Source organism: Clostridium aminobutyricum, from assembly GCF_017255415.1.
GTDB lineage: Bacteria > Bacillota > Clostridia > Peptostreptococcales > Anaerovoracaceae > Aminipila > Aminipila aminobutyrica.
Genome location: NZ_JAFJZZ010000001.1, coordinates 1,206,966 through 1,232,778, shown reverse-complemented (window position 1 = coordinate 1,232,778; position 25,813 = coordinate 1,206,966). Strand labels below are relative to the sequence as shown.

23 protein-coding genes are annotated in these 25,813 nt (G+C 40.0%); all 23 read left to right on the top strand.

The window, feature by feature from the left end; genetic code table 11:
• The first annotated feature begins 239 nt into the window (after positions 1–239).
• The 23 genes from trpE to JYB65_RS05760 all read left to right on the top strand — a co-directional run bounded on the left by trpE (position 240) and on the right by JYB65_RS05760 (position 25,795).
• A complete protein-coding gene (trpE, locus tag JYB65_RS05870) occupies positions 240–1,715 on the top strand; it encodes an anthranilate synthase component I (RefSeq protein ID WP_206581655.1) in 1,476 nt (491 codons plus the stop codon).
• Positions 1,715–2,293 (top strand): anthranilate synthase component II, encoded by a 579-nt coding sequence (locus tag JYB65_RS05865; RefSeq protein ID WP_206581654.1) that lies wholly within the window; start codon positions 1,715–1,717, stop codon positions 2,291–2,293. The genes trpE and JYB65_RS05865 overlap by 1 nt, the downstream gene beginning before the upstream one ends.
• Positions 2,294–2,366: 73 nt before the next feature.
• Positions 2,367–3,374 (top strand): anthranilate phosphoribosyltransferase, encoded by a 1,008-nt coding sequence (gene trpD, locus JYB65_RS05860; RefSeq protein ID WP_206581653.1) that lies wholly within the window; start codon positions 2,367–2,369, stop codon positions 3,372–3,374.
• A 27-nt stretch (positions 3,375–3,401) separates the two neighbouring features.
• Positions 3,402–4,187 carry an indole-3-glycerol phosphate synthase TrpC gene (trpC, locus tag JYB65_RS05855; RefSeq protein WP_206581652.1) on the top strand — a complete coding sequence of 262 codons (786 nt, stop codon included), beginning with the start codon at positions 3,402–3,404 and terminating at the stop codon, positions 4,185–4,187.
• The gene (locus JYB65_RS05850; RefSeq protein ID WP_206581651.1) at positions 4,184–4,783 is read left to right on the top strand and encodes a phosphoribosylanthranilate isomerase; all 600 of its coding nucleotides are present in this window, start codon (positions 4,184–4,186) and stop codon (positions 4,781–4,783) included. The genes trpC and JYB65_RS05850 overlap by 4 nt, the downstream gene beginning before the upstream one ends.
• Positions 4,776–5,960 carry a tryptophan synthase subunit beta gene (trpB, locus tag JYB65_RS05845; RefSeq protein WP_206581650.1) on the top strand — a complete coding sequence of 395 codons (1,185 nt, stop codon included), beginning with the start codon at positions 4,776–4,778 and terminating at the stop codon, positions 5,958–5,960. Before JYB65_RS05850 ends, trpB begins: the two co-directional genes overlap by 8 nt.
• Positions 5,953–6,735, top strand: a complete 783-nt coding sequence (trpA, locus tag JYB65_RS05840) for a tryptophan synthase subunit alpha (RefSeq protein ID WP_206581649.1) — start codon at positions 5,953–5,955, stop codon at positions 6,733–6,735. Before trpB ends, trpA begins: the two co-directional genes overlap by 8 nt.
• 163 nt (positions 6,736–6,898) lie before the next feature.
• Entirely contained in the window at positions 6,899–7,687 is a 789-nt protein-coding gene (locus JYB65_RS05835; RefSeq protein ID WP_206581648.1) for a P-loop NTPase family protein, read from the top strand.
• Positions 7,688–7,859: 172 nt separating this feature from the next.
• Positions 7,860–8,594 carry a cell division ATP-binding protein FtsE gene (gene ftsE / locus JYB65_RS05830; protein WP_206581647.1) on the top strand — a complete coding sequence of 245 codons (735 nt, stop codon included), beginning with the start codon at positions 7,860–7,862 and terminating at the stop codon, positions 8,592–8,594.
• A complete protein-coding gene (ftsX, locus tag JYB65_RS05825; RefSeq protein ID WP_206581646.1) occupies positions 8,587–9,480 on the top strand; it encodes a permease-like cell division protein FtsX in 894 nt (297 codons plus the stop codon). The genes ftsE and ftsX overlap by 8 nt, the downstream gene beginning before the upstream one ends.
• A 44-nt stretch (positions 9,481–9,524) precedes the next feature.
• Entirely contained in the window at positions 9,525–10,643 is a 1,119-nt protein-coding gene (locus JYB65_RS05820) for a murein hydrolase activator EnvC family protein (RefSeq protein WP_206581645.1), read from the top strand.
• Positions 10,644–10,943: 300 nt separating this feature from the next.
• Entirely contained in the window at positions 10,944–12,617 is a 1,674-nt protein-coding gene (gene recJ, locus JYB65_RS05815) for a single-stranded-DNA-specific exonuclease RecJ (protein WP_206581644.1), read from the top strand.
• A complete protein-coding gene (locus JYB65_RS05810) occupies positions 12,604–13,791 on the top strand; it encodes a S41 family peptidase (RefSeq protein WP_206581643.1) in 1,188 nt (395 codons plus the stop codon). The genes recJ and JYB65_RS05810 overlap by 14 nt, the downstream gene beginning before the upstream one ends.
• 111 nt (positions 13,792–13,902) lie before the next feature.
• Positions 13,903–14,202 (top strand): YerC/YecD family TrpR-related protein, encoded by a 300-nt coding sequence (locus tag JYB65_RS05805; RefSeq protein WP_206581642.1) that lies wholly within the window; start codon positions 13,903–13,905, stop codon positions 14,200–14,202.
• 166 nt (positions 14,203–14,368) lie between these two features.
• Positions 14,369–14,959 (top strand): 4'-phosphopantetheinyl transferase family protein, encoded by a 591-nt coding sequence (locus tag JYB65_RS05800; RefSeq protein WP_206581641.1) that lies wholly within the window; start codon positions 14,369–14,371, stop codon positions 14,957–14,959.
• Positions 14,941–15,852: a DMT family transporter gene (locus JYB65_RS05795; RefSeq protein WP_206581640.1), complete on the top strand. Its 912-nt coding sequence runs from the start codon at positions 14,941–14,943 to the stop codon at positions 15,850–15,852. Before JYB65_RS05800 ends, JYB65_RS05795 begins: the two co-directional genes overlap by 19 nt.
• Complete coding sequence (locus JYB65_RS05790; RefSeq protein WP_206581639.1) at positions 15,845–16,399, top strand: regulatory protein RecX; 555 nt, start codon at positions 15,845–15,847, stop codon at positions 16,397–16,399. The genes JYB65_RS05795 and JYB65_RS05790 overlap by 8 nt, the downstream gene beginning before the upstream one ends.
• 371 nt (positions 16,400–16,770) lie before the next feature.
• Positions 16,771–18,750 (top strand): methyl-accepting chemotaxis protein, encoded by a 1,980-nt coding sequence (locus JYB65_RS05785; protein ID WP_206581638.1) that lies wholly within the window; start codon positions 16,771–16,773, stop codon positions 18,748–18,750.
• Between the two features lie 471 nt (positions 18,751–19,221).
• Positions 19,222–22,338: an isoleucine--tRNA ligase gene (gene ileS, locus JYB65_RS05780; RefSeq protein WP_206581637.1), complete on the top strand. Its 3,117-nt coding sequence runs from the start codon at positions 19,222–19,224 to the stop codon at positions 22,336–22,338.
• 73 nt (positions 22,339–22,411) lie between these two features.
• Positions 22,412–23,452 (top strand): dual-specificity RNA methyltransferase RlmN, encoded by a 1,041-nt coding sequence (rlmN, locus tag JYB65_RS05775; RefSeq protein ID WP_206581636.1) that lies wholly within the window; start codon positions 22,412–22,414, stop codon positions 23,450–23,452.
• Positions 23,453–23,660: 208 nt separating this feature from the next.
• Positions 23,661–24,083, top strand: a complete 423-nt coding sequence (locus JYB65_RS05770) for a hypothetical protein (RefSeq protein WP_206581635.1) — start codon at positions 23,661–23,663, stop codon at positions 24,081–24,083.
• Positions 24,084–24,224: 141 nt separating this feature from the next.
• Positions 24,225–25,121, top strand: a complete 897-nt coding sequence (locus JYB65_RS05765; protein ID WP_206581634.1) for a DMT family transporter — start codon at positions 24,225–24,227, stop codon at positions 25,119–25,121.
• Positions 25,122–25,156: 35 nt separating this feature from the next.
• A complete protein-coding gene (locus JYB65_RS05760; RefSeq protein WP_206581633.1) occupies positions 25,157–25,795 on the top strand; it encodes an NUDIX domain-containing protein in 639 nt (212 codons plus the stop codon).
• The last annotated feature ends 18 nt before the right edge of the window (positions 25,796–25,813 follow it).

The window sequence follows — 25,813 nt, the reverse complement described above, 5'->3', positions numbered from 1 at the left end:
TATTAAATGGACCGCTGAGGGCGCAGTCAAAAGCAATGATTATTGCTGAGTATTCTGCGACGTGAAGGCATCCGTCAGTTGCCGGGAATATGTTAGTATTCTGCAAAGTGTGTGGTTCGCTGCAAAGCAAGGTGGTACCGCGGGTTGATTGGTTCGCTCGTCCTTGATGTTATTTATAACGTCATGGGCGAGTTTTTTTATTGTATTTGCCTTCGCCTACAGAAATAAAGGAGGATTGTATGAATTTTAAACCAACATTAGAAGAAGCCAGAGAAATAGCAGGAAACGGTGAGTATAAGGTGATTCCTGTTAGCTGTGAGATTTATTCGGATAGCTGCACCCCTATCGAATTACTGAAAAAGCTAAAAAAGATCAGCAAGCACTGCTATATGCTGGAAAGTGTGGAAGATACGCAAAAATGGGGGAGGTATACGTTTCTTGGATTTAATCCAACGCTGGAACTAACTTGTACGAACGGGGCGTTACAAATCAATTCAGGGACAACCTTTACTGTTCAAACTGATAGACCGGGAGACTATATCAAAAATATCATCGATGAAAATAAGAGCCCAAAGATGGATTATCTGCCGTCCTTTACCGGTGGATTAGTAGGATATTTCTCATACGACTATATCAAATATGCAGAGCCATCCCTTACACTGGATGCAAGGGATGAAGAAAACTTCAAAGATGTAGACTTAATGCTGTTTGATAAGGTCATCGCTTTCGATCATTTTAAGCAGAAGATTATTTTGATTGCGAATGCAAAATTAGTGGAATTAGAGACGGAATACAACAGAGCTGTCATGGAATTGAAAAATTTAATGCAGCTGATTCAATCAGGAGAAGCGATGCTGACGCCAAAACCAGTTTTAAAATCTGAATTAAAACCACTCTTTACGAAAGAAGAATTTTGCCAGATGGTGGAACGCGCGAAGCATTATATAAAAGAGGGCGATATTTTTCAAGTGGTGCTATCCAATCGTTTGGAAGCGGAATTCGAAGGAAGTCTGCTGGATGTATACCGCGTATTGAGAACGACAAATCCTTCGCCTTATATGTTTTTCTTCTCCAGCGATGACATTGAGATTGCAGGCGCATCACCGGAGACACTAGTAAAATTAGAAAACGGCATTTTAAATACGTTTCCCCTAGCAGGAAGCAGACCTCGAGGAAAAACGGAAGAAGAAGATTTACAGCTGGAGCGTGAACTGCTGGCTGACCAAAAGGAATTGGCTGAACATAATATGTTGGTCGACTTGGGCAGAAATGATGTGGGCAAAATCAGCAAGTTCGGCAGTGTAAAGGTTAACCAGTACCTTTCTGTTGAACGATTCTCCCATGTGATGCATATCGGTTCTACCATAGAGGGAGAAATCCAAGAGGATAAAAGCGCTATCGATGCGGTGGATGCCATATTGCCTGCCGGAACACTTTCAGGAGCACCGAAAATAAGAGCGTGTGAAATTATCAATGAATTGGAAAATAATAAAAGGGGAATTTATGGCGGAGCCATTGGCTATATCGATTTTACAGGAAATTTGGATACTTGTATCGCCATTCGATTGGCTTTCAAAAAGAACGGGAAAATATTTATTCGATCCGGGGCCGGAATTGTGGCGGATAGCATTCCGGAATCGGAGCATCAGGAATGTTTAAATAAAGCGCAAGCCGTTATACATGCCATTGGGATTGCCAGAGAGGGGTTGGAATAATGATTGTACTGATTGATAACTATGATAGCTTTTCTTATAATCTGTATCAACTGATCGGTTCCATTCATGAAAATATCGAGGTAATTCGAAATGATGAACGGACTGTTGAAGAAATTCAAGCATTAAATCCAGAGGCCATTGTACTTTCTCCCGGCCCCGGAAGGCCTGCGGAAGCAGGAATCTGCATAGAGGTAATCCGAGCATTGGGAGGGAGCATTCCAATTTTGGGCGTATGCCTGGGGCATCAGGCGATTTGTGAAGCGTACGGCGGAGTGGTGTCATATGCAAAGCAATTAATGCATGGTAAACAATCGTTGATACAAATAGATAACGATACAGCAATTTTTAAAGGTTTGCCGGAGGAAATAAAAGTGGCCAGATATCACTCTTTAGCCGCGGTAGAAGAAGCGATGCCGCCGGCATTGCAGATTATTGCCAGAAGTGAAGACGGAGAAGTGATGGCGATACGGCATAAGGAATATAAGGTATGTGGTCTGCAATTTCATCCGGAATCTATTTTGACTCCGGACGGAAAGAAAATAATAGAAAATTTTTTATCGCTAAGTAAACAAGATTGAAAATGAAGCTTGATATAAAGGGTGTAAAGGTAGCGATGAGATAGCCGTATTTTTAATAGAGAGAGAGGTACTTATGATTAAGGAAGCAATCGTAAAATTAACGAATAAAGAGAATTTGGACTATAAAATGGCTGAGATTGTCATGGATGAAATCATGAGTGGTCAGGCCACCGATATACAAAAAAGTGCTTATTTAGTGGCACTTAGCATGAAGGGAGAGACCATAGACGAAATCACAGCTTCCGCTGCCGGCATGAGAAAGCACTGCATCAAATTGCTGCATGAAATGGATGTTCTCGAGATTGTTGGAACGGGAGGGGATAAGTCCAATTCCTTTAACATCTCCACCACCTCTGCGCTGATAATTTCTGCGGCAGGTGTGGCCGTGGCTAAGCATGGAAACAGGGCAGCTTCCAGTAAATGCGGGGCCGCGGATGTGTTGGAAGCGCTCGGCGTAAACATTATGATTTCACCGGAGCAGAGCACTAGCCTATTACAGGAAATAGGTATTTGTTTCTTATTTGCTCAAAACTATCATATTGCTATGAAACATGTGGGCCCTGTCAGAAGAGAACTTGGAATTCGAACGGTATTTAACATATTAGGTCCTCTTTCTAATCCGGCAGGCGCTAAAATGCAGCTGATGGGTGTGTATGATGAAGCTTTGGTAGAACCTCTGGCAAAAGTGCTTTTAAATTTAGGCGTTCAACATGCCATGGTGGTGTACGGAAATGACGGATTGGATGAAATCTCTATGAGCGCACCAACCACAGTGTGTGAGATTAAAGATGGAGAACTCCATTCCTACAAAATTGTTCCGGAGGATTTTGGTCTCCGTCGTTGTTCAAAAGGGGATTTGGTGGGAGGAATGCCGGAGGAAAATGCCGGGATTACAAGACGAATACTAGACGGAGAACAAGGCCCGAAGAGAGATGCCGTGTTAATAAACTCAGCAGCGGCATTGTATATAGCCAAGAAAGTGGATTCGATTCAGGAAGGAATCCGATTGGCGGAAGAAATCATTGACAGCGGAAAAGCGAAAGAGCAGCTTGAACAGTTTGTTCGAATGTCCAATAGTTAATGTCCATAGTAGAAGGGGTGAGATAGGATGATTTTAGAACGCATAGCTGACAGCACCAGAAAGAGGGTAGAACAGCTAAAGGAAAGCAAACCGATAAAAATCGTAAAAGCAGAAGCTGAGGCATATCCTTCCGATACCGGATTTCCTTTTGAAAAGGCTTTGCAGTCAGAAGGAATATCTTTTATTTGCGAAATTAAAAAAGCTTCTCCTTCAAAAGGGATGATCGATGAAGAGTTCCCGTATTTGAGTATTGCAAAGGAATATGAAGATGCCGGAGCTTCCTGTATATCGGTCTTAACGGAACCAAAATACTTTTTAGGCAGCGATCACTATTTGAAGGAAGTCAGTGAAATTGTCACGATTCCGATCCTGCGAAAGGACTTCACCGTTGACCCCTATCAAATTTATGAAGCAAAAATACTAGGAGCCTCTGCTGTTTTACTCATTTGTGCATTGCTTGATACGGATACATTGAAAGAATATATTGAAATTGCAGACCGTTTGGGGCTTTCTGCTCTTGTAGAGGCGCATACGGAAGAGGAAGTAAAAAGTGCTTTAGCAGCCGGTGCAAGAATCATTGGTGTCAATAACAGAGACTTAAAAACCTTTGAAGTGGAGCTTCAGACAAGCATCCGGCTGAGAGAGTTGGTTCCGTCCAATAAGATTTTTGTATCGGAAAGCGGTATAACAACCGCCGGAGATATTGCGCTCCTACGAAAAAACAGTGTGAACGCGGTGCTGATTGGTGAAACGTTGATGAGAAGTTCCGATAAAAAAATACGGCTGCAGGAGCTCAGGGGGATGAAAGGATGACGAAGGTAAAGATTTGCGGACTGTCCAGAATGTGTGATATCGATTTTGTGAACGAGGCAGAACCGGATTTTATCGGATTTATTTTTGCAAAAAGTAAAAGAAAAGTAACGGCGGAGCAAGCAAAGGAGCTACGAAAAAAATTGAATCCGAAGATACAAGCGGTAGGGGTATTTGTCAATGAACCACTGGAACAAATTATATCAATAATGGATGCGGGAATCATTGACATGGTGCAGCTTCATGGGCAGGAAAGTGAAGATTATATCAAAACTTTAAAAGATAAGATTCATGTGCCGATTATCAAAGCCGTTCAAGTAAACAGCCGCGAGGATATTGTAGAGGCGCAGGAAAGTGCCGCAGATTATTTGCTGTTGGATCATGGGAGCGGAGGAACCGGACACCATTTCGACTGGAGCTTGATCGGAAATTTAGAAAAAGCCTTTTTTCTGGCAGGAGGACTTCGTTGTGAGAATGTAGAAGAGGCAATCAGAACTGCAAATCCATTTGCTGTCGATACGAGCAGCGGAGTGGAAAGTGACGGGAAAAAGGATCAACATAAAATAGAAGAGTTTATAAGGAGGGTAAGAGATGTCTAAAGGACGATATGGTGTTCATGGCGGACAATACATTCCCGAAACGTTGATGAATGAAATCATTCATTTAGAGGAATGTTACGAAAAATATAAGTACAATGAAGAATTTAATGATGAATTGAATAAACTTCTTAAGGAATATGCGGGCAGACCGTCTTTACTGTACTATGCTGAAAAGCTGACAACCGATTTAGGAGGAGCCAGGATTTACTTAAAGCGCGAAGACTTAAATCATACAGGCTCCCATAAGATTAACAATGTATTGGGACAGGCTTTGTTGGCTAAAAAAATGGGTAAAACGCGTATTATAGCGGAAACCGGAGCCGGTCAGCATGGTGTAGCAACTGCAACAGCCGCCGCGTTGCTTGGCTTGGAATGTGAGATTTTTATGGGCAAGGAGGATACGGAGCGACAGGCACTCAATGTGTATCGCATGGAGCTTCTGGGTGCAAAAGTGCATCCGGTAACCAGCGGCACCATGACCCTGAAGGATGCCGTCAATGAAACGTTTCGAGAATGGACGACACGGGTGGAAGATACGGCGTATGTATTGGGATCCGTTATGGGGCCTCATCCGTTCCCGATGATGGTTCGAGATTTTCAGAGTGTTATCAGCAAAGAAGCGAGAGAACAAATCTTGGAACGGGAGGGTAAACTGCCGGCCGCGGTCATTGCTTGCGTAGGCGGAGGCAGCAATGCAATGGGTATGTTCTATAATTTTATAAACGATGAGGGAGTAAGACTGATCGGTTGTGAAGCAGCTGGACATGGCGTAAATACCGACATGAATGCAGCGACTATTGCAAACGGCAGACTGGGTATCTTCCATGGCATGAAATCGTATTTCTGCCAAGATGATTTTGGACAGATTGCACCGGTTTACTCCATTTCTGCTGGCCTGGATTATCCGGGAATCGGACCGGAGCATGCGCACTTGCATGACATCGGTCGGGCAGAATATGTACCGGTAACGGATGAAGAGGCAGTAAGAGCATTTGAATATCTAGCCAGAACGGAGGGGATCATAGCGGCCATTGAGAGTGCACATGCCGTTGCCCATGTGATGAAGCTGGCACCAACTATGAGCAAAGGGGATAGTATCATTCTGTGCTTATCCGGAAGAGGGGATAAGGATGTGGCCGCAATTGCCAGATATAGGGGGGTGGAGATCGTTGAGTAAGATTCAACGTGCATTTGCACATAAAGAGGGAAAAGGAAAAGCGTTTATCGGATTTCTAACAGCAGGAGATCCGACGATAGAGCAAAGCAAAGACTTTATTCTGGAAATGGAACGGGCGGGGGCAGATTTAATCGAAATCGGTATTCCTTTTTCCGATCCGATAGCAGAGGGCCCTGTGATTCAGGAAGCAAATATTCGTGCTTTGTCGGCAGGAGCCAATACGGATAAGGTATTTGATCTTGTTGCATTGGTGAGAAAGGAGAGTGATATTCCGCTTGTCTTTTTGACTTACCTCAATCCGATTTTCAGTTATGGATATGAAAAATTCTTTGAAAAATGCAAGGCTGTAGGAGTGGATGGTATGATTATTCCGGATCTTCCGTTTGAAGAACGAGGCGAAATGACCGAATTGGCAAAACAGCAAGGGATTGATATCATTTCCTTGATTGCACCGACCTCCGAAGAACGAATCAAGATGATTGCCAAGGAATCAACCGGATTTGTCTATATTGTTTCGTCCATGGGCGTTACCGGGATGCGAAGTGAAATCAAAACAGATTTGACCGCTATTTTAAACGCCGTGAAGGAGGCGACCGATACTCCTTGTGCAGTAGGCTTTGGAATCAATACCCCCGATCAGGCGAAAGCCATTTCGAAGGATGCGGATGGTGTCATCGTCGGGAGTGCAATTGTGAAGATTATCGAAAAATATGGGGCCGATGCAGGCCCGCATTTATATCACTATGTTAGAGAAATGAAAGAAGCTTGTAAATAAGATTTATAATAGGAGAGTAGAGACTGTTTCGAGAAGAAGCAGTCTTTTATATTATGCAGGACATATCGCTTGCTGTAACTAGGGGATAAATCAGAAGAATTTTATTTACATATAATGTAAATTATGTTTAAATAATACTTACAAATAAGAAGGAGGGATGTATGTGAATCGAATATTTGTAAGGGAAGAGGCAGAGGAGCTTTATGCTGCAAAGAAAAGCAGACAAAAAATCGGAATAGTAGGGATGAGTGCAGGTGCAGGGACAAGTTTTATTTCGTCTTCTTTAGCAAAACACCTTTCAAAAGAAAAGGGCCAGCGTGTCGCTTTCGTTGAGGCGTGCACAGATAGCTCCAGTGAACGCTATATATATGACAGTCTTGGGATGGACAAACGGTTTGCAGGCCGTGCTTTCTATGATTTTTATCATGAAATGAAGGAAGGACGTTCCGTTAGCGGATTGGTAAATCTGGATGAAAAAATAAATTGGGCGCTGCGTGTCCCTTCCATGACGGGTCAGTATAGAGACAACATAAAGATTGAGCCGATTGAGATGTGCAGGATTATTAATAATATTACTGCGGACATCATCGTTTGCGATCTAACGACCTCTCATGATACAGAAGAGATTATCCGGGAAATGGATTTGATTATTTTTGTAATTGACCCGCTCCCCTCCAAACTTATTTCTGGATATCCTTCTTTATGCCAGATGAAAAATCTTGAGATGAAAGGACAAAAAATAATATGGCTTGTCAATAAGTATAATGAAGGGGTTAATAAAAGGGAGTTCAATACTTTTATTAAAGTAAAAAATTATATTATCGTTCCGATGGTTCAACAGCAATCCTTTTATTTAGCGGAATATAATTGTCGAATCCCGTATTCGGTAAAATCCATTGCTGAAGTGATGACAGAGCCTTTGGAAAAAATCAAGCTTCAGATTGAATTTTAAAGGTTCTGAAGCACTGGAGTATCAATGGATTAGACCTCTGTCCGCGAATGTAATAGTATTGTAATAATTGGAACTATTTAAATAGTTGTCGTTTCATAGTATAATAATATGTAGTTTTGTGTAAAAAAGACGCAAATCTAATAAATTTATTGCAGCTAGGGAGGTTTCCTCTATGATAGTTTTTCAAAACGTTTGTAAGCAATATAAGACAAATATTGGCTTAGACAATGTAAACGTTAAAATAAATAAAGGTGATTTTGTTTTTTTAGTTGGTCCGAGCGGAGCCGGCAAATCCACTTTCATCAAGTTGATTTTAAAAGAAATAGAAGCGGATTCAGGAAGCATTAAAGTAAACGGAAATGAGATTACGAACCTTTCCAATAGAAAGATTCCGAAATTACGAAGAAGCACTGGAATCGTATTTCAGGATTTCAGATTGCTTCCGAAGATGACCGTATATGAAAATGTAGCTTTTGCGATGGAGATTATACATATGAGTTCCAGAGCGATTCGAAGACAGGTGCCACAGGTGCTTAGTCTTGTCGGAATAAGCAATAAGGCAAATAAATATCCGGATGAACTGTCGGCTGGAGAACAGCAAAGAGTAGCAATTGCGAGAGCTATTGTCAATAATCCGACGGTTCTTATCGCGGACGAGCCTACCGGAAACTTGGACCCGGATACGGCATGGGAAATTATGCGTCTGTTGGAACAGATCAATCTGAGAGGTACCACGATTGTAATGGTAACCCATGCGAAAGATATCGTAGATCGAATGGGGAAAAGAGTTATTGTCATTGAAAAGGGGAAAATTGTCAGAGATGACGTGGGTGCTTACGGCCTATCGGAAGAGCCTCTAAAGCATACGGGTATGTACAAAGGGGGGATTTTCGAAAATCATGTTTAACAGCATAAAATATTCAATGAAACAAGCTTTCATACAAGTCTTTAGAAATAGAACCATGAGTTTGGCTTCGGTTTTTTCTATCACTGCTATGCTTCTAATATTGGGTTTATTCTTTGTCTTAATTGTTAATATCAATATGGCAGCGGAGACCGCCAAAAAAGATTTCGATACCGTACAGGTTTATTTATTAGATGAAACTACTCAGGATCAGGTCGATATTATGATCGATGAGATAAAGAGTATACGTGGAGTTTCCGATGCAGGTTATCTTTCTAAGGAAGAGGCATTGGCAGATTGGCGTTCCGATTGGGGTGACAAAGCCTATTTATTGGATTCCTTGACAAGCAATCCGCTCCCTAACGCAATCGTAGTGACAGTAGAGAGCTTAGAAACGTCGGATTCTGTCGTAAACGCCTTAAAAAACTTTGAAGGGATTGAAGGCGTTAAATATTATAAAGAGACCGTTGAAAAATTAATACGAATTACAAACTTCATACAAATTGCAGCGTTGATTATTATGGTATTTTTAGTTGTTGTCTCGGTAATTGTCGTTTCAAATACGATCAAGTTAACTGTTTTGGCAAGATCAAGAGAAATCCGTATCATGAAATATGTTGGAGCGACAAATTGGTTTATCCGAGGCCCTTTCTTAATAGAAGGTATCCTCATAGGGCTGATATCTGCCGGACTGTCTGTTGGGATCGTTGCTTTTGTTTACGCAAAGATTATAGAATTGATCGGTCAGGATTTGTTTTTGATTCTTTCCACGCCGATGGTGCCTACCAGCTTTTTAACGACAAATTTGATTTTGATCTTTTTATCCATCGGTATCAGCATCGGTGCTTGCGGCAGTATTATTTCGATGAGAAGATTTCTTGACACATAAGGAACCGGTTAGGATTAGAGAAGTAAAGAGGGAGAAACGTACATATGAAAAAAGTAATATCATATACTTTAATATTTGTGCTTGTATTATCTTTCGGCGCATTGGGATTAACATACGGAGCAAATTCTCAAGATAAGCTGAACGATCTCAATAGCCAGATCACAGATACAAAAGGTCAGCTGAACAACGGCAAAAAAATGGAAAACTCGCTGAATAATGAGATTAAAAACCTTGAAAGTAAAATTAATTCTACTCAGGCCCAAATTGATGCATTAGATGGTGATATTGATGCAACACAAGCAAAAATTAGTCAGGCATTGGCTGACTTAGAGAAGCTTGAAGCGGATATGAACACGCAGAATGACAATCTGAATAAAAGACTTCGTACGATGTATAAGAATGGCTCTGTAGGATTTATTGATGTCTTGCTTGGCTCAAGCGGTATCAGCGACTTAATGACAAATATGGATCGAGTGCAGAGGATTTATGACAATGATAAAGAGGTCTTGGAAGTACTGAAAGAACAGCATCAAATCATTGATGCTCAAAAGCAGTATTTGCTGGGATTGCAGGCTGACCTGAAACAAAAACAATCGAATCAGGAAGCGCAGAAACAATCTTTAAGCGCGAGTAAATCAGAAGTGACGGAAAAGAAATCAGAAGTTGCGAAGGATAATAAGGCATTAGAAGAACAGCTGAACAATTTGAATGCCGAAGCAAATCGAATCAAAGCGGAAATTTTGGCCCTGCAGAGCAAAGGCACAACGTATAACGGCGGCATTATGGCATGGCCTGTACCGGGAGTGACTCGAATTAGTTCTGAATTTGGCTATCGACTTCATCCGATATTGGGCTATAAGAAATTACATACAGGTATGGATATTGCGGCACCTACCGGTACGACTGTTGTCGCATCGAATCCGGGAACAGTCATCAAAGCGGCCTATAACAACAGTTATGGGTATATGGTCATGATTGACCATGGCGGTGGAATTGTTACTTTATACGCTCATAACAGCAAGCTGCTTGTGAGTACAGGCGATGTAGTTTCGAGAGGTCAGGCGATTTCAAAATCAGGCTCTACAGGTGATTCGACCGGACCGCATGTGCATTTTGAAGTTCGTGTAAATGGTGAATATAAGAATCCAAGAGATTGGTTATAATTGCCCTTGACGAGCTTTTAAATGGGCTGAGGCTATTTCACCATAAATGACCACGCGAAGTTTATGGGCAAAAGATATAAACGAGATTTATGGTATAATTGCCCTTGACGAGCTTTTAAATGGGCTGAGGCGATTTCACCATAAATGACCACGTGAAGTTTATGGGCAAAAGATATAAACGGGATTTATGGTATAATGAACGCATTAATTAGAAATTCGGCGTTGCCGAAAGGAAGCGTTCATTGAATCATACGGCGACGTTGCTTGTATGGTATAATAGAAACTTGGGTATGGAGAAAAATGAATAAAATTAGTCCGATAATAGTGGAATTACTGAGAAAAAGAAGTGTAACAGAAGAATCTGAAATACTGGAGTTTTTGTCGGATAAACCTCAAAAAACATATGATCCATTCCTGCTTCGGGATTTAGAAGCGGGAGTGGATTTAATATTGTCCTGTATTCGACAGAACAGGAAAATATGTATTTACGGGGACTATGATGCCGATGGAGTTACTTCAATTAGTATTTTGATGCAATTTTTATCGAATTTTAATGCAGATGTATTTTATTACATTCCTTCTCGATTTGACGAAGGGTATGGATTAAACAGGGAAGCCATAACGGTTATCAAGGAGCTGGGTACTGATCTGATTTTAACGGTGGATTGCGGAAGTGTCTCTTACGATGAGGTAGAGTATGCAAAAAATTTAGGAATGCAGGTGATTGTAACAGACCATCATAGTATTACCGATAAAAAAGCAGATTGCCTGTTGATAAACCCTAAACAGGCAGATTGCGATTATCCCTTTAAATTTTTGGCCGGATGCGGTGTGGCTTTTAAATTGGCCCAAGGAATCCAAAAAAAAGCGGGACTGCCCAGGAAAACCGTGACAGATTTGCTGGACTTAGTGGCAATAGGCACCATTGGTGATATCGTACCTTTAGTAGATGAAAATCGAACGCTTGTGAAATACGGCATGCAGCGGATAAAAGAAGGATGCAGACCGGGATTGGAAAAGCTGATCGATGATATTTCGTTGAAAAAAGAACAGATAAAAAGCGATCACATTGCTTTTGGTATTGTGCCTCATTTGAACGCTGCCGGTCGTATGTTAGATGCAAAAATCGGCGTGGAATTAATGACGGAAAGGCAGCCTAAAACCATTTCAACAATTGTTTTGCAGCTCATTGAGAATAACAGGGCAAGGAAAAGAGTTCAAGAAGAGACGTTTGAAGAGTGCGAAAAGATCGTGAGGGAAAGTCATTTGGAAGATTTATTTTTTATCATCCATTGCCCCGCCGCGCACGAGGGAATTTCTGGGATTGTGGCAGGAAAAATAAAGGATAAATATCATAAGCCGACGATTATTTTGACCCCTTCGGGAGACGGATATTTAAAAGGAACCGGCAGAAGTATAAAAAATATTAATTTGTATACTATTCTAAAGGAGCAGGAGGATTTATTTGAAAAATTCGGCGGTCATGCCGGAGCATGCGGGTTGTTGATGAAAGAGGAGAATCTCACAATTTTTAGAGAGGTTATATCGAATTACATTCGCAAAATGTTTGAAGAAGATGGCTCCATCTTCGAGGACGAAACAGAGGTGGATCTTTTTCTGGAAGGAAGAGAAATTACCATGGAATTGATTTGTGAATTAAACCGGTTAGCTCCTTTTGGAAATTCCAACGAAAAACCTCTTATAGGTCTTAAAAATGTTAAATTAATGTACTCTCAATGGATGGGAACCGATAAAAATCATGTTCGTTTTTCGGCAGTATGTACGGATGGTTCTGTTCTGCCTTGCGTGTTTTTTAATCGAGCAAAAGAATATTTCAGTTTAATTATGGGAGATAATCCTGTATTATTAATGGGGAGTCTGGACATTCAGGAGTGGAACGGACAACGAAAAATACAGTTTATTGTGAATGATATCCGATGTGATTTAGCGGAGGGGATAAATGATTCAAATTAGTAAGAAAAATTTTATCATATTGATAATAATAACGGCTTTGATCGGAACCAGTATCGGCGCAGGCGGGTACTTTGTAGTAAACAACGTGATACTCGATAAAAATGTGACATTATCGGCCAATGATTACAGCTACTATCAAACTTTATCGGCACGATATGGTAAGTTAGATTCGTTATATAACACCCTTAGCAAATACTATTATAAGGATTTGGATGAGGAAAAGTTAAAACAAGGCATGTACTCCGGTTTGTTTTGGGGTACAGGGGATCCTTATACAAACTATATGACAAAAGAAGAATACGATAACTTAGTCATAAAGACCACCGGTAAGTTGCAAGGAATCGGTGTGACGATGGGGATCGATAAAAACGGCTATATTGTTGTTGTATCGGTCATTAAGGATAGTCCGGCTGAACATGCGGGGATGAAAGCAGGCGATCTGATTTTAGCAGTAGACGGTGTGGAATATGCAGGCAGTAATTTGGATACCGCTGTTGCCAATATGCGAGGCGATGCGGGCACGAAAGTAAACGTAACCTATTCTCGAAACGGCGAAAATAAAGATGTTGTGATAACGAGAGCAAATATAACCTTAGATTCTGTTTATGCAAAGACTTTAGAGAATAATATTGGATATATCTACATCAATAGTTTTGAAACGGGAACCGCTGATGACTTTGAAAAGGAATTACGCAATCTTGAGATGAAAGGTGTAGATGGATTAATTATTGACTTAAGAAATAACGGCGGCGGAGTTGTAGAAAGCGGCGTGAAAATAGCGGATATGTTATTGGATGAAGGGGTGATCGCGTATACGGAAGGAAAAACAGAAGAACGATCCTACATGAAATCAACAACAGGAAAAACGAATCTTCCTTATGTATTGTTGATTAACGGAGGAACAGCAAGTACTTCAGAAATCGTAGCAGCAAGTATTAAGGATGAGAAGGGCGGCAAAATAGTTGGAACTACTTCTTTCGGCAAAGGTGTGATTCAGTCCATGGCACCTTTGAAAGAAGGAGATGCGGTGAAGATAACGATTGCTCAATATTTTTCACCGAACGGGAATGTCATCCAAGGGGTTGGTGTAAAACCGGATTATGTGGTAGAAATGACGGAGAATGATAAAACCGATACCCAGCTGGAAAAAGCAATTGAATTACTGCGAAAATAATTTCATTGATAAGGCGCCACATGGAACTGCAAAATTTGTAATTGACTATAAAAGCCATGTGGTGCTATAATCGTACTGCGAAGTGTTAAAGTGTTCGAAAGGAGCAATACAATGGCATATGAATCAAAGTTTAAACGTGAGGATATCGATGAGCTTTTTAAGGCAATATTAACATTACAGGATGAAGAGGATTGTTATAGATTTTTTGAGGATATCTGTACAATTAATGAAATCCATGCCATTGCCCAACGATTGCAGGTGGCTAAATTGTTATCCGAAAAGAAAACTTACAGTGAGATTGAAGAAATCACGAAAGCTAGTACAGCTACCATCAGCAGAATTAATAAATGTTTAGTTTATGGAGCAGATGGGTATCAGCGAATTTTAGCCAGATTAGAGGAGCAGAAATAAGGTCTATTTTATTCGATATACATAGAAAAAACCTCCTATTTAAATGAAGTGTGGAGGCAAAGCTCAAATAAGCAGAAGAAAAGGTGCCAGCTATTCATGAGAATAGATGGCGCTTTTTGTTTTGGTTTGATAAAATAAAAGAATATCAAAATAGAGAGGATATCATATGATCTTGTATTACTGTCAAGAAGAAAAACATAAAAATAAAGAAGGGGAACGGTTAATTGGCCGGGCCTTAAACGACTATCTGAAAATCGGCAATCCCCAACCGATAGATGAAAAGGTGCAAATGGATATTGCCGATACGGTGATCTTGAGAGGACACAAAGGCAAACCGTTTTTTAAGGAATATAATGTAGAATTTTCCGTAAGCCACACAGAACAGTTATGGGTTTGTCTGATGGCAGATTATCCGGTTGGTGTGGATGTGCAAAAGAGAAGAACCGTAAACCGTCATGCTGTAGCAAAGCGTTTTTTTACAAAGCTTGAACAGGAATATATTCATGAATTTGGAGAAATCGGATTTTTTGACGTGTGGTGCCGAAAGGAAGCTTATGTAAAATATACGGGGAAAGGATTCGCAGACCAAGGATTTTCAACTTTTTCCGTTGTGGATGAGCAATTGAAATTGACGGAACACATTGATGGGATTTGGGTACATTCGCTTGATTTTTCCAAAGAATCAGCAATAGGTACTCAAATAGCAGGTGCTTTTTGTACGCAAAAGAAGGAAGAATTATGGATAAAGAGGCTTTAAAAGTATATGGCATTGCCATTTTATTTTCCACGTTAGTGGGATTTTCTTTTATAGGAGTAAAGACAGCGATACAAGTTTCAACGACTCTTCAGTTATTGACTTTTCGATATAATTTTGCATTTTTAGGAGCACTGGTTATTCTAGCCTTTGGATGGTCAAAGGTGACTATTCGCGGAAAAGCAAAAAAGAATATCTTAATTACTTCAGGTTTTTACATAGCGTTTATGATTTTTCAAACAGTAGGACTTATATTTGTTTCTACCATTGAAAGCGGGATTATTTTTGCGATTGTTCCTATCCTTGTGAAAATCATTGCTGCCGGAGTATTAAAGGAAAAATCGACCGCACTACAAAATTTCTTCGTATGTCTTTGTGTAGGTGCGCTGATTCTTATGATTGTAATGGGTGCAGGTGAAATCAATGCCAATGTTGTCGGTATTTTATTATTGCTGATTTCGAGTTTAAGTATGGCAATCAGTAATGTCTATATGAGATACGTCAGAAGTCAATATACGCCAATAGAAATTTCATTTATGATTACACTTGGCGGTTGTCTGGTTTTTAATTTGGCGACTATCGTATCAGGGATTAAAAACGAAAATCTCAGTGAATATTTTGCACCTTTATCTCATGGCAGCTTTGTACTGGCCACTGCCTATTTAGGCATTGCTTGTACAACGGTTACGGCACTTTTTATGAGTTATATGTTAGCGAATATGCCGGCAGTGAAGGCAACGATATTTGGGAATCTATCTACTGCCATTTCCATTGTAGCAGGAGTCGTAGTACTGAATGAATCGTTGAAAGTATATCACGTGATTTGTACGATTCTAATCATAATAGGGGTAATCGGCGTGAGCTTAACGGGAGAAAAGGAGGAGGAAAATGGATGAAGATTGCGTTAAAAAGAAAAAAGATGCCATTGATGCAGCATTAAAATATTTGGCTCACAGGGATAGAACCTGCCAGGAGATCCGATTGCATTTATCGGAAAAGGGATACGATAAAGAAGAAATCGAAAAAGCGGTCACCTATTTATTCGATATGAAGTACTTAGACGATGCTGCTTATGTGGAAAAGTATATGGAATATGCGGTTTCAAAAGGAAAGGGCCGTGCAAAAATAAAGCATGAGCTGAAGGAAAAGGGGATTGATAAAGACCTATTAGAGGATTTGCTGTGCAGCTCTGAAAGCTTAACGGGACAAAATGAAAGAAAACGTGCTTATGCTGAAGCTGTAAAGATATTGGGCAATACGAAATTAAAATTTTCAACGGATTGCGATGATGACCTGGATAATGACTTTAATAAGAAAATGCTAAAATATAAAGAAATGCAAAAAGTGAAAGCAAAGGTTGGCAGAAGATTGGAAAGCTTGGGATATTCCAGAGATGTGATTTTTACTACTATTGAAGAGATCTTTTCTGGTAATCCTCAATAATCCGGTATTTAGCGAACAGGGTGGAGTTTGCCGAACTGGAAGTAAAACTTAATTAGGCATCTATATTTTGAGACTCTCCGATGTTGATGAAACATTGAAGGGTCTTTTGTTTGCCGTCATTTTTCATAAAATACAGAAACGAATGATGTTTGAAGCAGATTGTTTAGAACCTTCAATAGTTGCGGTATTGAAAGAATTACTTTGCGGTAAGTCTCAAAAAAGAATAAAAATTAAACAAAAATCTACAAAATATGACAGAAATAAGGACAAATAAGTCGAATATAGTGTTAAATTATGGACATTTTTGTAAATAGTTGTATAATTGTAAATAGGATGTTAATGTAACTATTTATAGAAAAGAGGGTAGGGGTATGAGTTTTAGAAGTATTAAAACAAAAATATTAGTTGTCGTTTTAGCTGTATTACTTTTGTCACTCGGAACAGTATCAGCTGTATTTGGGATTTTAAGTATCAAAGGTACTGAATCAACCGTAAGGGCAATCTTAGAAGAAACTTCTAAGACCGCTGCTCTGGCAATGCAGAATAGAATGAATGTATCAAAAAACATCCTCAATGAGATTGGAACAAATATTTTATTTACCGATATGAATGCTACCTATGAAGAAAAGAGACAAATTTTGGACAGTAAGGCGGAGAAGTATAAAGCAGTAAGATTTTCTGTTGTTAATTTTTCCGGAGTAGATCTGGAAGGAAAATATGTAGGAGATAAAGAATTTTTTAAGAAGTCTCTGGACGGTGAAACCTTTTATTCATCTCCTGAACTAAAAGAAGACGGTTCGGGAACGATGATGTATGTTTCGGCACCGCTCTGGGATAAAGGGGTCTTTAATTCCCGTGTTGTCGGTGTAGTTTATGTGATTCTGGACGGACAATTTTTATCGGATATTACAGGCACTATTTCTGTCGGGGAGACAGGAGATTCTTATATCATCGATAAAAACAGTACATTCCTTGCCCATCAAGATGAATCGCTGGTAAACTCAGCCTCAAATATTATAAATATGAGTAAGTCCGATAGTACGCTTAGTGATTTAGCCGGCTTAGCAGAACAAGCGATGAAAGGAAAAGCTTGCTTTGGGGAATATATTTTCCAAGGAGCGGATAAGCTTGCTGCTTTCTGTCCTATTGAAGGAACGGATGGCTGGTCTATTTGTGTCAATGTAGAAAAATCCGAATTTATGAAATATTCTTATGAGGCCCTTGCAGTTTGCGTTGGCATTGCGTTGGCTGCATTACTCGCAGCAGCTTTTATTATGATGGTTTTAGCCGGAAAAATTACAAAGCCTATCCGAGAAGTAGAGGCAGCAGCCAAAGAGCTTGCAGAAGGAAACTTCGACTATGAAATAACCTATTCCAGTCAAGATGAAATCGGAAATCTGGCGGACAGCATGAGGACCATGATAATGAGAACGAAGGATGTCATCACGGATACGTCAAGGGCCTTAGACGAAATGTCAAAAGGCAACTTTGATTTGAACTCAACAGCTGAATATGTAGGTATATTTAAACAAATAGAGACCTCTATGATGAACATTGTTTTGAAATTAAGCCAGACCTTACATACGATTAAAACATCTGCGGATCAAGTGGATATAGGAGCAGAGCAAGTTTCTACAGGGTCACAGGCTCTTGCTCAGGGAGCCATTGAACAGGCAAGCTCTATTGAGGAGCTTGCAGCCGCAGTAAATCAAATAGCGGAAAAAGTGAAAGCGAATGCCGAACATGCTATTACAGCAAATAAAAAAACAACACGAGTTGGGGAAGATTTGCAGCAAAGTAATGAGCAAATGAACCATATGATGACGGCCATGGAGGATATTTCTAACAAGTCGAAGGAAATCAGCAAGATCATTAAGTCCATTGAGGATATCGCTTTTCAAACCAATATCCTTGCATTGAATGCTGCTGTAGAAGCAGCCAGAGCAGGAACCGCGGGCAAAGGATTTGCTGTAGTAGCAGATGAAGTGCGAAATTTGGCCGGAAAATCAGCAGAAGCTGCAAAGAATACAACGATGTTGATTGAAGAAACGGTAAGAGCAGTTTCGGAAGGAAGTCTTATCGCAGAACAGACTGCAATCGCCATTAAATCTGTGGTTGAAAATGCCGGAGATGTCATCACGGTCATTGATGACATCTCCAACGCATTCAAAGAACAAGCGGATTCGATTAATCAAATCACGATCGGATTGGACCAAGTGTCGTCTGTTGTTCAATCCAATTCTGCAACGGCAGAAGAAAGTGCTGCGGCAAGTGAGGAATTATCGGGGCAAGCTTCTACGCTCAAGGAAGAAGTGAATCGGTTCACGCTAAAAAATCGTGAATATTTTTAAACAGAAAACAACAATAATACCTTGACATTAATAATTTAAGTGTATAGAATTAAAAAGGATATGCAGTATATTGCGTATCCTTTTTAACAACCAATTCTTAAGTAGAAAGAAGCGATTTACTAATTAATTTAACTTTCCATTATAAGTTGGTTAAAAATGTAAATTTAATATTTATAGGCCATGATGGAACCCAGTAGAACTGTGTAAATATCCTTACAGAGAGGTGAATAAAGCTGAGAATTCACCGGTGAAGCAGATTTGAATATCACTCCGGAGCCTAATCACACATGAAGAGGCAGAGAACCGATGTATTGTAAACAGTTCTTTGCAAATAGGGTGGTACCGCGGTTATAATGATCGTCCCTAATTCGCTGCTGCGAATTGGGGATTTTTTTATCTGTTAGGGGAGATTGGTAGACTTTCCTAACGGAGTGGCGAAGCCACTTTTTATGTAGAAAGGAAATCAGTAGTATGTTTGAAAATTTATCTGAAAAACCAATTGCTGAACTGCAAAAAGATCAAGCGAAAGCTTGGGAAGAAGAAAATTTGCTTGAGAAGTGCGTTACTACAAGAGAAGGTATGCCTTCCTTTGTATTTTATGAAGGACCTCCAACTGCAAACGGAAGACCCGGAATACATCATGTTATTGCCAGAACGTTAAAGGATTCTGTTTGCCGTTACAAAACCATGCAGGGCTATGCCGTAAAAAGAAAGGCCGGATGGGATACGCACGGACTTCCTGTTGAAATTGAAGTAGAAAAGCAGCTTCATATGTCAGGAAAGCAAGATATTGAAAAATATGGTATCAAAGAGTTTAACGAAAAGTGCAGAGAATCCGTATTCACGTACGAAGGTATGTGGAGAGAGATGACGGAAAGAATGGGATATCTGATCGATTTAGATCATCCTTATATTACGCTGGACAATAATTTTATCGAAACCGGATGGTGGATTTTAAGAGAGTTCTTTAAAGCCGGTATGATTTATGAAGGCCATAAGATTTTGCCTTATTGCCCGCGCTGCGGAACCGGACTGGCTTCTCATGAAGTAGCTCAAGGCTATAAAGAAGTAAAAGTTGCGACGATTACCGCTAAGTTTAAGAGAGTAGATGCAAATGAGTATTTTCTTGCATGGACTACTACTCCTTGGACTTTGGCCTCCAACGTTGCATTGACAGTAGGACCGAATGTAGATTATGTGAAGGTTAAGATGCATGAGGATGTCTCGGAAGCAGGCAGCGTCTTTTATCTGGCAAAGTCTCTTGCAGATAAGGTTTTAGGTGCAGAAACGTATGACGTTCTGGAAGAAATGAAGGGCAAATCTCTTGAGTTCCTTGAATACGAACAATTAATGCCGTTTATTCAGCCGGACAAAAAAGCATTTTTCGTAACTTGTGCAGATTATGTAACCATCGAAGATGGTACCGGTATCGTTCATACTGCGCCTGCATTTGGTGAAGATGACTATCAGACCGGCAGGAGATATAATCTTCCGGTTATCAATCCGGTGGATGAACAGGGCAAATATACGGAGACCCCTTGGGCTGGACGTTTCGTCATGGAAGACGGATTGGACATTGATATTATTAAGTGGCTTGCCGCTGAAGACAAGATTTTTGCAAAGGAAAAGATGGAGCATAACTATCCGCATTGCTGGAGATGCAGTACTCCGTTGATTTATTATGCAAAGCCAAGCTGGTATATTCAAATGACTAAATTGAAGGACGAGCTAGTTGAGAATAATAAGACCGTGAATTGGTTCCCTGATTTTGTAGGGGAAAAGAGATTTGGAAACTGGCTTGAGAATGTAAATGACTGGGCAATTTCCAGAAATCGGTATTGGGGTACGCCAATTCCTATTTGGCGATGCGAATGCGGTCACCTGGAGTGCATCGGCAGCAGAAAAGAGCTGGTTGAAAAGGCGCAAGAAGATATTACCATGGAAATAGAGTTGCACAGACCTTATGTAGATGATGTGCATTTGACTTGTCCGCATTGCGGAAAGACCATGTCAAGAATTCCTGAAGTAATGGACTGCTGGTTTGACTCAGGAGCGATGCCGTTTGCACAGCACCATTATCCGTTTGAAAATAAAGAAAAGTTTGATACGGAGTTATTTCCGGCAGACTTTATCTGTGAAGGAATTGATCAGACCAGAGGCTGGTTCTACTCCTTACTTGCGATTTCTACGTTCATTAAGGGAAAGGCACCTTACAGAAATGTACTGGTAAATGACCTGATCCTTGATAAAGAAGGAAAGAAAATGAGTAAGTCCAAAGGAAATACAGTCGATCCTTTTGCCCTGTTTGATAAATATGGTGCGGATGCGACCAGATGGTACCTGCTTTATGTGTCGCCGGCTTGGTCGCCTACAAAGTTTGACGAGGATGGTCTGATCGAGGTTGTAAGTAAATTCTTTGGAACATTGAAAAACGTATATAACTTCTTTGTATTATATTCCAATCAAGACCAAATCAATCCTAGTGAATTGACGGTGGACTATGCAAAGAGACCGGAACTCGACCGATGGATTATTTCTAAATACAATCAATTAGTGCTGGATGTGACGGAAGAAATGAATCGCTATGACCATATGAAGACGGTTCGAAAGATTCAGGATTTTGTATCCGAAGATTTATCCAATTGGTATATCCGACGTGCCAGAAGAAGATTCTGGGGCGACGAGATGACAGAAGATAAGAAAAGTGTATACGCTACGACGTATGAAGTATTGGTTGGCGTTTCACAGCTTATCGCACCGTTTGCACCATTTATTGCAGACGAAATTTATACAAAGCTTACCGGAAAAGAATCCGTTCATATTTCATTCTTCCCGAACGCAAATGAAGCGTTGATAGACAGAAATGTAGAGGAAAGAATGGATCTTGTAAGAACCTTGGTAGCTCTCGGAAGAGGAACAAGAGAAAAGGAAAAGCTAAAGGTAAGACAGCCCCTTAGCGAGATCCTTGTGGATGGTAAATATGAGGCACTAATCGGAGATTTAACGCCGTTAATCATGGAAGAACTGAACGTAAAGAAGGTTGTCTTTGAAACCGCTTTAGAGAAGTTCATGGATTATAGCTTAAAACCAAACTTTAAGGTGGCAGGTCCGATATTGGGCGGTAAGATCAAAGCGTTCGGTGGTGCTCTGGCACAGGAGAATCCGGCAGAATTGGTTGCTAAGCTAGAATCTGCGGGAGAAGCTGTCATTAAACTGGACGGTGAAGATTTCACGGTAACAAAGGATTTGGTAGAGATTAAAATCAGTGCGAAAGAGGGCTTCTCCGTAGCGATGGAAAATAACATCTTTACTATTTTAGACACGACCATCAATCAGGAATTAATTGATGAAGGTCTGGCAAGAGAGTTGATTTCAAAGGTTCAGCAGCTTAGAAAACAGAAAGACTTTGAAATGATGGACAATATCCGAATCTATATCAGTGCCGATGATGCGGTTCAAACAGCGGTATCTGCTCATAAAGATTACATCATGAGCGAAACCTTAGCGGTAGAGCTGGCAGAAAAAGACGGCTTAACAGAATATGATTTAAACGGTCATAAAACAGGTATAGATGTAGAAAAAATCTAAAAAACGAAGCATGGTTCTTTTGGCGATCAGTGAAAGGGACCATGCTTTATACGTTTAATCGATGGAGAATGAAATGACAAATAAAACGAATTTAAAAAATTGTACCTTAAAGGAACTGGAAAACTATTTGGAAAGCCTTGGTGAAAAGAAATTCAGAGCCAAGCAAATCTATCAGTGGATTTATCGGGGTGTTTGCAGTTTTCAAGACATGACGGATTTGTCCAAAGGACTACGGGAGAAACTGGAGGAATCTGCAACCATCGAATGCTTGGAGTTATTGCAGGTACAGCATTCCAAAACGGATGAGACCAAAAAGTATTTATTTGGGCTGCAAGATGGAAATAAAATCGAAAGCGTGTTTATGAAATATAAATTCGGCAATTCGATTTGTCTTTCTTCTCAAGCCGGATGCCGAATGGGCTGTGAGTTCTGCGCATCGACTATAGGAGGACTAAAGAGAAATCTGACAGCGGGAGAAATTATGGACCAGATTCTTTGCGTGCAGCGGGATACAGGCGAAAAAATCAGCCATATCGTCGTGATGGGAACTGGGGAGCCTTTTGACAATTACGAAAATTTATCGAAGTTTATTTATTTGGTAAACAGCAAAGAAGGACTAAATATAGGAATGCGCAATATCACGGTTTCCACCTGTGGAATCTTACCGAAGATCGCTGATTTTGCCGCGGATTTCCCACAGGTTAATCTAGCGATTTCGTTGCATGCACCGAATGATGAAATCAGAAATCAAACCATGCCGGTCAATAAAACCTATAATACTTCCATGTTATTGGAGGCTTGCCGCGATTACACGAAGAAAACAGGGAGAAGAGTCACCTTTGAATATGCACTGGTCTCCGGTGTCAACGACCAATCCAAACATGCGGAAGAACTGGCAAAAATGTTGAAAGGCATGCTTTGCCATGTCAATTTGATCCCGTTAAACAACGTACAGGAAACGGGATTGAAAGGATCTTCAAGAAAAGAAGCCCAGCTGTTTAAAGACAGGCTGGAACAGCTTGGCATACCGACTACTGTAAGGCGGGAATTAGGCAGCGACATTAACGCAGCTTGCGGGCAATTGCGACTGACAAATTCCGAGGATTCCTTGTAGGAAATGACAATGATTTAGCTTGATTAAGCGTGACTAATAGTGTATAATGACAAAAACGAACTATAATAATAAGCTCCACTGATGAACTCTTTAGTTCATATGTAAACGGCTTTAGAGTTTATCGAAACATAGCCTATATATAGACTATGTCATAATCTAAGTTCTAGAGGATGCAGATATTGCATAGCGGAAAGAGGAGGCGGTTACGATGGTTAAGTTATTAATCGGTAAAAAGGGTGCAGGCAAAACAAAGTCAATGATTGACATGGCCAATGAAAAAGTGGAACAAAGCAATGGTAGTGTGATTTTTATCAATAAAAATCAACGATTGATGTATGACTTAAAGTATAGAATTAGAGTTGTATGTATGGAGGAATTTGAACACATTACAAATAGCGATGAATACATTGGGTTCCTGTATGGAATTATAAGTGCTGACCATGATATTGAGACAGTTTTCATTGACAGTATTCTAAAGCATGCAGATATCAGCGAAGAGAACATTCCGGAGTTTATTAAAAGATTGGATAGAATCTCAAAGAAATACAATATTGAGTTTATTGTCAGCTTAAGTGCTGAAAAAGAAGAATTAAAAGGTGTAGATTTTGATCAGTTTGAAACATTAAATTAATAGATTGACTTTTACATATGAAAAAAAAGCGGCGGTGCTTCACACCGTCGCTTTTCAAGTGTAGGCTGTGTATTGTGATTTTTCTGACAAATGGTAATACAGAGCATACAGGATAGAAATTAAAAAAGAGGGAATAAGAACATGAAGAAAGTAGCAGTTTATATTTTTTTAACGGCATTTTTGTTTGGCACCATGGAAGTTGCTTTAAAACTTGCAGGAGGAAACATGGACTCCTTCCAGCTGACCTTTCTGAGATTTATGATCGGAGGACTCCTGCTGCTTCCTTTTGCTATAAATGAGATGAAAAAGAACGATACCAAGTTAGATTTAAAGGATTTGGGGTATTTACTATACGTAGGCATCCTCTGCATCCCTGTCAGCATGTTGTTCTTCCAATTCGGCGTGATGCATTCCAATGCATCTACGGCTTCTGTGCTTATTTCGGCGAATCCTTTGTTTACTATCATATTTGCTCACTTTATGGCAAATGAACATTTTAACCGGAATAAACTGGTCGTATTGATCTTCGGATTACTGGGCATTGTCTTCATGATTCGGCCTTGGAGTTTGCAGGAAGGGAATACTCCTTTTGGAATCCTTATGATGATATTGGCGGCCGTAACATTTGGACTATATACCGTAGCAGGAAAAATCAGTGTAAAAAAGATCGGCATTATGGCTCAGACGAGCATCAGTTTTATTTTTGGATCCCTTGTTTTATTGGTGATTATGATCATAATGGGAAAACCTATTATTGCCGGAGTTGCCGACCATTTCTTAATGGTTCTGTATATCAGTATTTTCGTGACCGGAATGGGCTATTATTTCTATTTTGCAGCCATTAAAAATTCAGATGCAACCACAGGGTCCATCGCATTCTTTATTAAACCGGCTATATCGCCTTTTATAGCAGTTATTCTTTTGGGCGATAAAATATTGTGGAATACATATGTAGGGATTTTTCTGATCTTAATTGCTTCTTATCTTAATATTAGAAATAAAAAGAGAGAAGAAGCGTTACAGGTGAATGAAGGATAGAACAGAATTGATTTCTTTATATAAGGAGATAGAACGTGGAAAAATTGCAATTACAAGAAATCGAACAAATATTTCAAGAAAGAAAAGCGGGAGTTTGGGGTGATTATTCCTATTTTTCTGTGATGGCTCCCCTTGTAGAAAAGGACGGGGATCTATTTCTTCTCTACGAAGTAAGGTCGGCGGGATTAAGAAGACAGCCGGGTGAGGTATGCTTTCCGGGCGGTGCCGTAGAAAAAGGGGAAACAAAAAAACAGTGTGCCATTCGCGAGACTTGTGAAGAATTAGGCCTGAAAAGAAAGGATATCAAAATCATTTCGGAACTGGATGTTTTATATACGTATAGTAATTTTACCATGTATCCATTCTTAGGAACGATCCCTTATGAGCGTATTGATGAATCAAAATTCAGCAAAGATGAAGTACAAGAAATCTTTTATGTACCGTTGGAATTCTTTCTCGAAAATGAACCATATATCTATAAAATGGATGTACTGCCTGATATTAGGGAGGATTTCCCCTTTGAAATGTTAAAAGTTAACAATGGATATAATTGGAGAAAAGGGAAATCTCAAATCCCAATTTATCAATACGAAAATTGGGTAATATGGGGCTTAACCGCTATAATTACACATAATTTGGCTAATATTATAAGAAATAGCGGCAGGGTAAAATGATACCCTGCTTTTTTATTG

Coding starts and splice junctions, on each gene's coding strand:
- trpE (WP_206581655.1), top strand. CDS start 240: ATGAATTTTAAACCAACATTAGAAGAAGCCAGAGAAATAGCAGGAAAC.
- JYB65_RS05865 (WP_206581654.1), top strand. CDS start 1,715: ATGATTGTACTGATTGATAACTATGATAGCTTTTCTTATAATCTGTAT.
- trpD (WP_206581653.1), top strand. CDS start 2,367: ATGATTAAGGAAGCAATCGTAAAATTAACGAATAAAGAGAATTTGGAC.
- trpC (WP_206581652.1), top strand. CDS start 3,402: ATGATTTTAGAACGCATAGCTGACAGCACCAGAAAGAGGGTAGAACAG.
- JYB65_RS05850 (WP_206581651.1), top strand. CDS start 4,184: ATGACGAAGGTAAAGATTTGCGGACTGTCCAGAATGTGTGATATCGAT.
- trpB (WP_206581650.1), top strand. CDS start 4,776: ATGTCTAAAGGACGATATGGTGTTCATGGCGGACAATACATTCCCGAA.
- ftsE (WP_206581647.1), top strand. CDS start 7,860: ATGATAGTTTTTCAAAACGTTTGTAAGCAATATAAGACAAATATTGGC.
- ftsX (WP_206581646.1), top strand. CDS start 8,587: ATGTTTAACAGCATAAAATATTCAATGAAACAAGCTTTCATACAAGTC.
- JYB65_RS05820 (WP_206581645.1), top strand. CDS start 9,525: ATGAAAAAAGTAATATCATATACTTTAATATTTGTGCTTGTATTATCT.
- recJ (WP_206581644.1), top strand. CDS start 10,944: ATGAATAAAATTAGTCCGATAATAGTGGAATTACTGAGAAAAAGAAGT.
- JYB65_RS05810 (WP_206581643.1), top strand. CDS start 12,604: ATGATTCAAATTAGTAAGAAAAATTTTATCATATTGATAATAATAACG.
- JYB65_RS05805 (WP_206581642.1), top strand. CDS start 13,903: ATGGCATATGAATCAAAGTTTAAACGTGAGGATATCGATGAGCTTTTT.
- JYB65_RS05800 (WP_206581641.1), top strand. CDS start 14,369: ATGATCTTGTATTACTGTCAAGAAGAAAAACATAAAAATAAAGAAGGG.
- JYB65_RS05795 (WP_206581640.1), top strand. CDS start 14,941: ATGGATAAAGAGGCTTTAAAAGTATATGGCATTGCCATTTTATTTTCC.
- JYB65_RS05790 (WP_206581639.1), top strand. CDS start 15,845: ATGGATGAAGATTGCGTTAAAAAGAAAAAAGATGCCATTGATGCAGCA.
- JYB65_RS05785 (WP_206581638.1), top strand. CDS start 16,771: ATGAGTTTTAGAAGTATTAAAACAAAAATATTAGTTGTCGTTTTAGCT.
- ileS (WP_206581637.1), top strand. CDS start 19,222: ATGTTTGAAAATTTATCTGAAAAACCAATTGCTGAACTGCAAAAAGAT.
- rlmN (WP_206581636.1), top strand. CDS start 22,412: ATGACAAATAAAACGAATTTAAAAAATTGTACCTTAAAGGAACTGGAA.
- JYB65_RS05770 (WP_206581635.1), top strand. CDS start 23,661: ATGGTTAAGTTATTAATCGGTAAAAAGGGTGCAGGCAAAACAAAGTCA.
- JYB65_RS05765 (WP_206581634.1), top strand. CDS start 24,225: ATGAAGAAAGTAGCAGTTTATATTTTTTTAACGGCATTTTTGTTTGGC.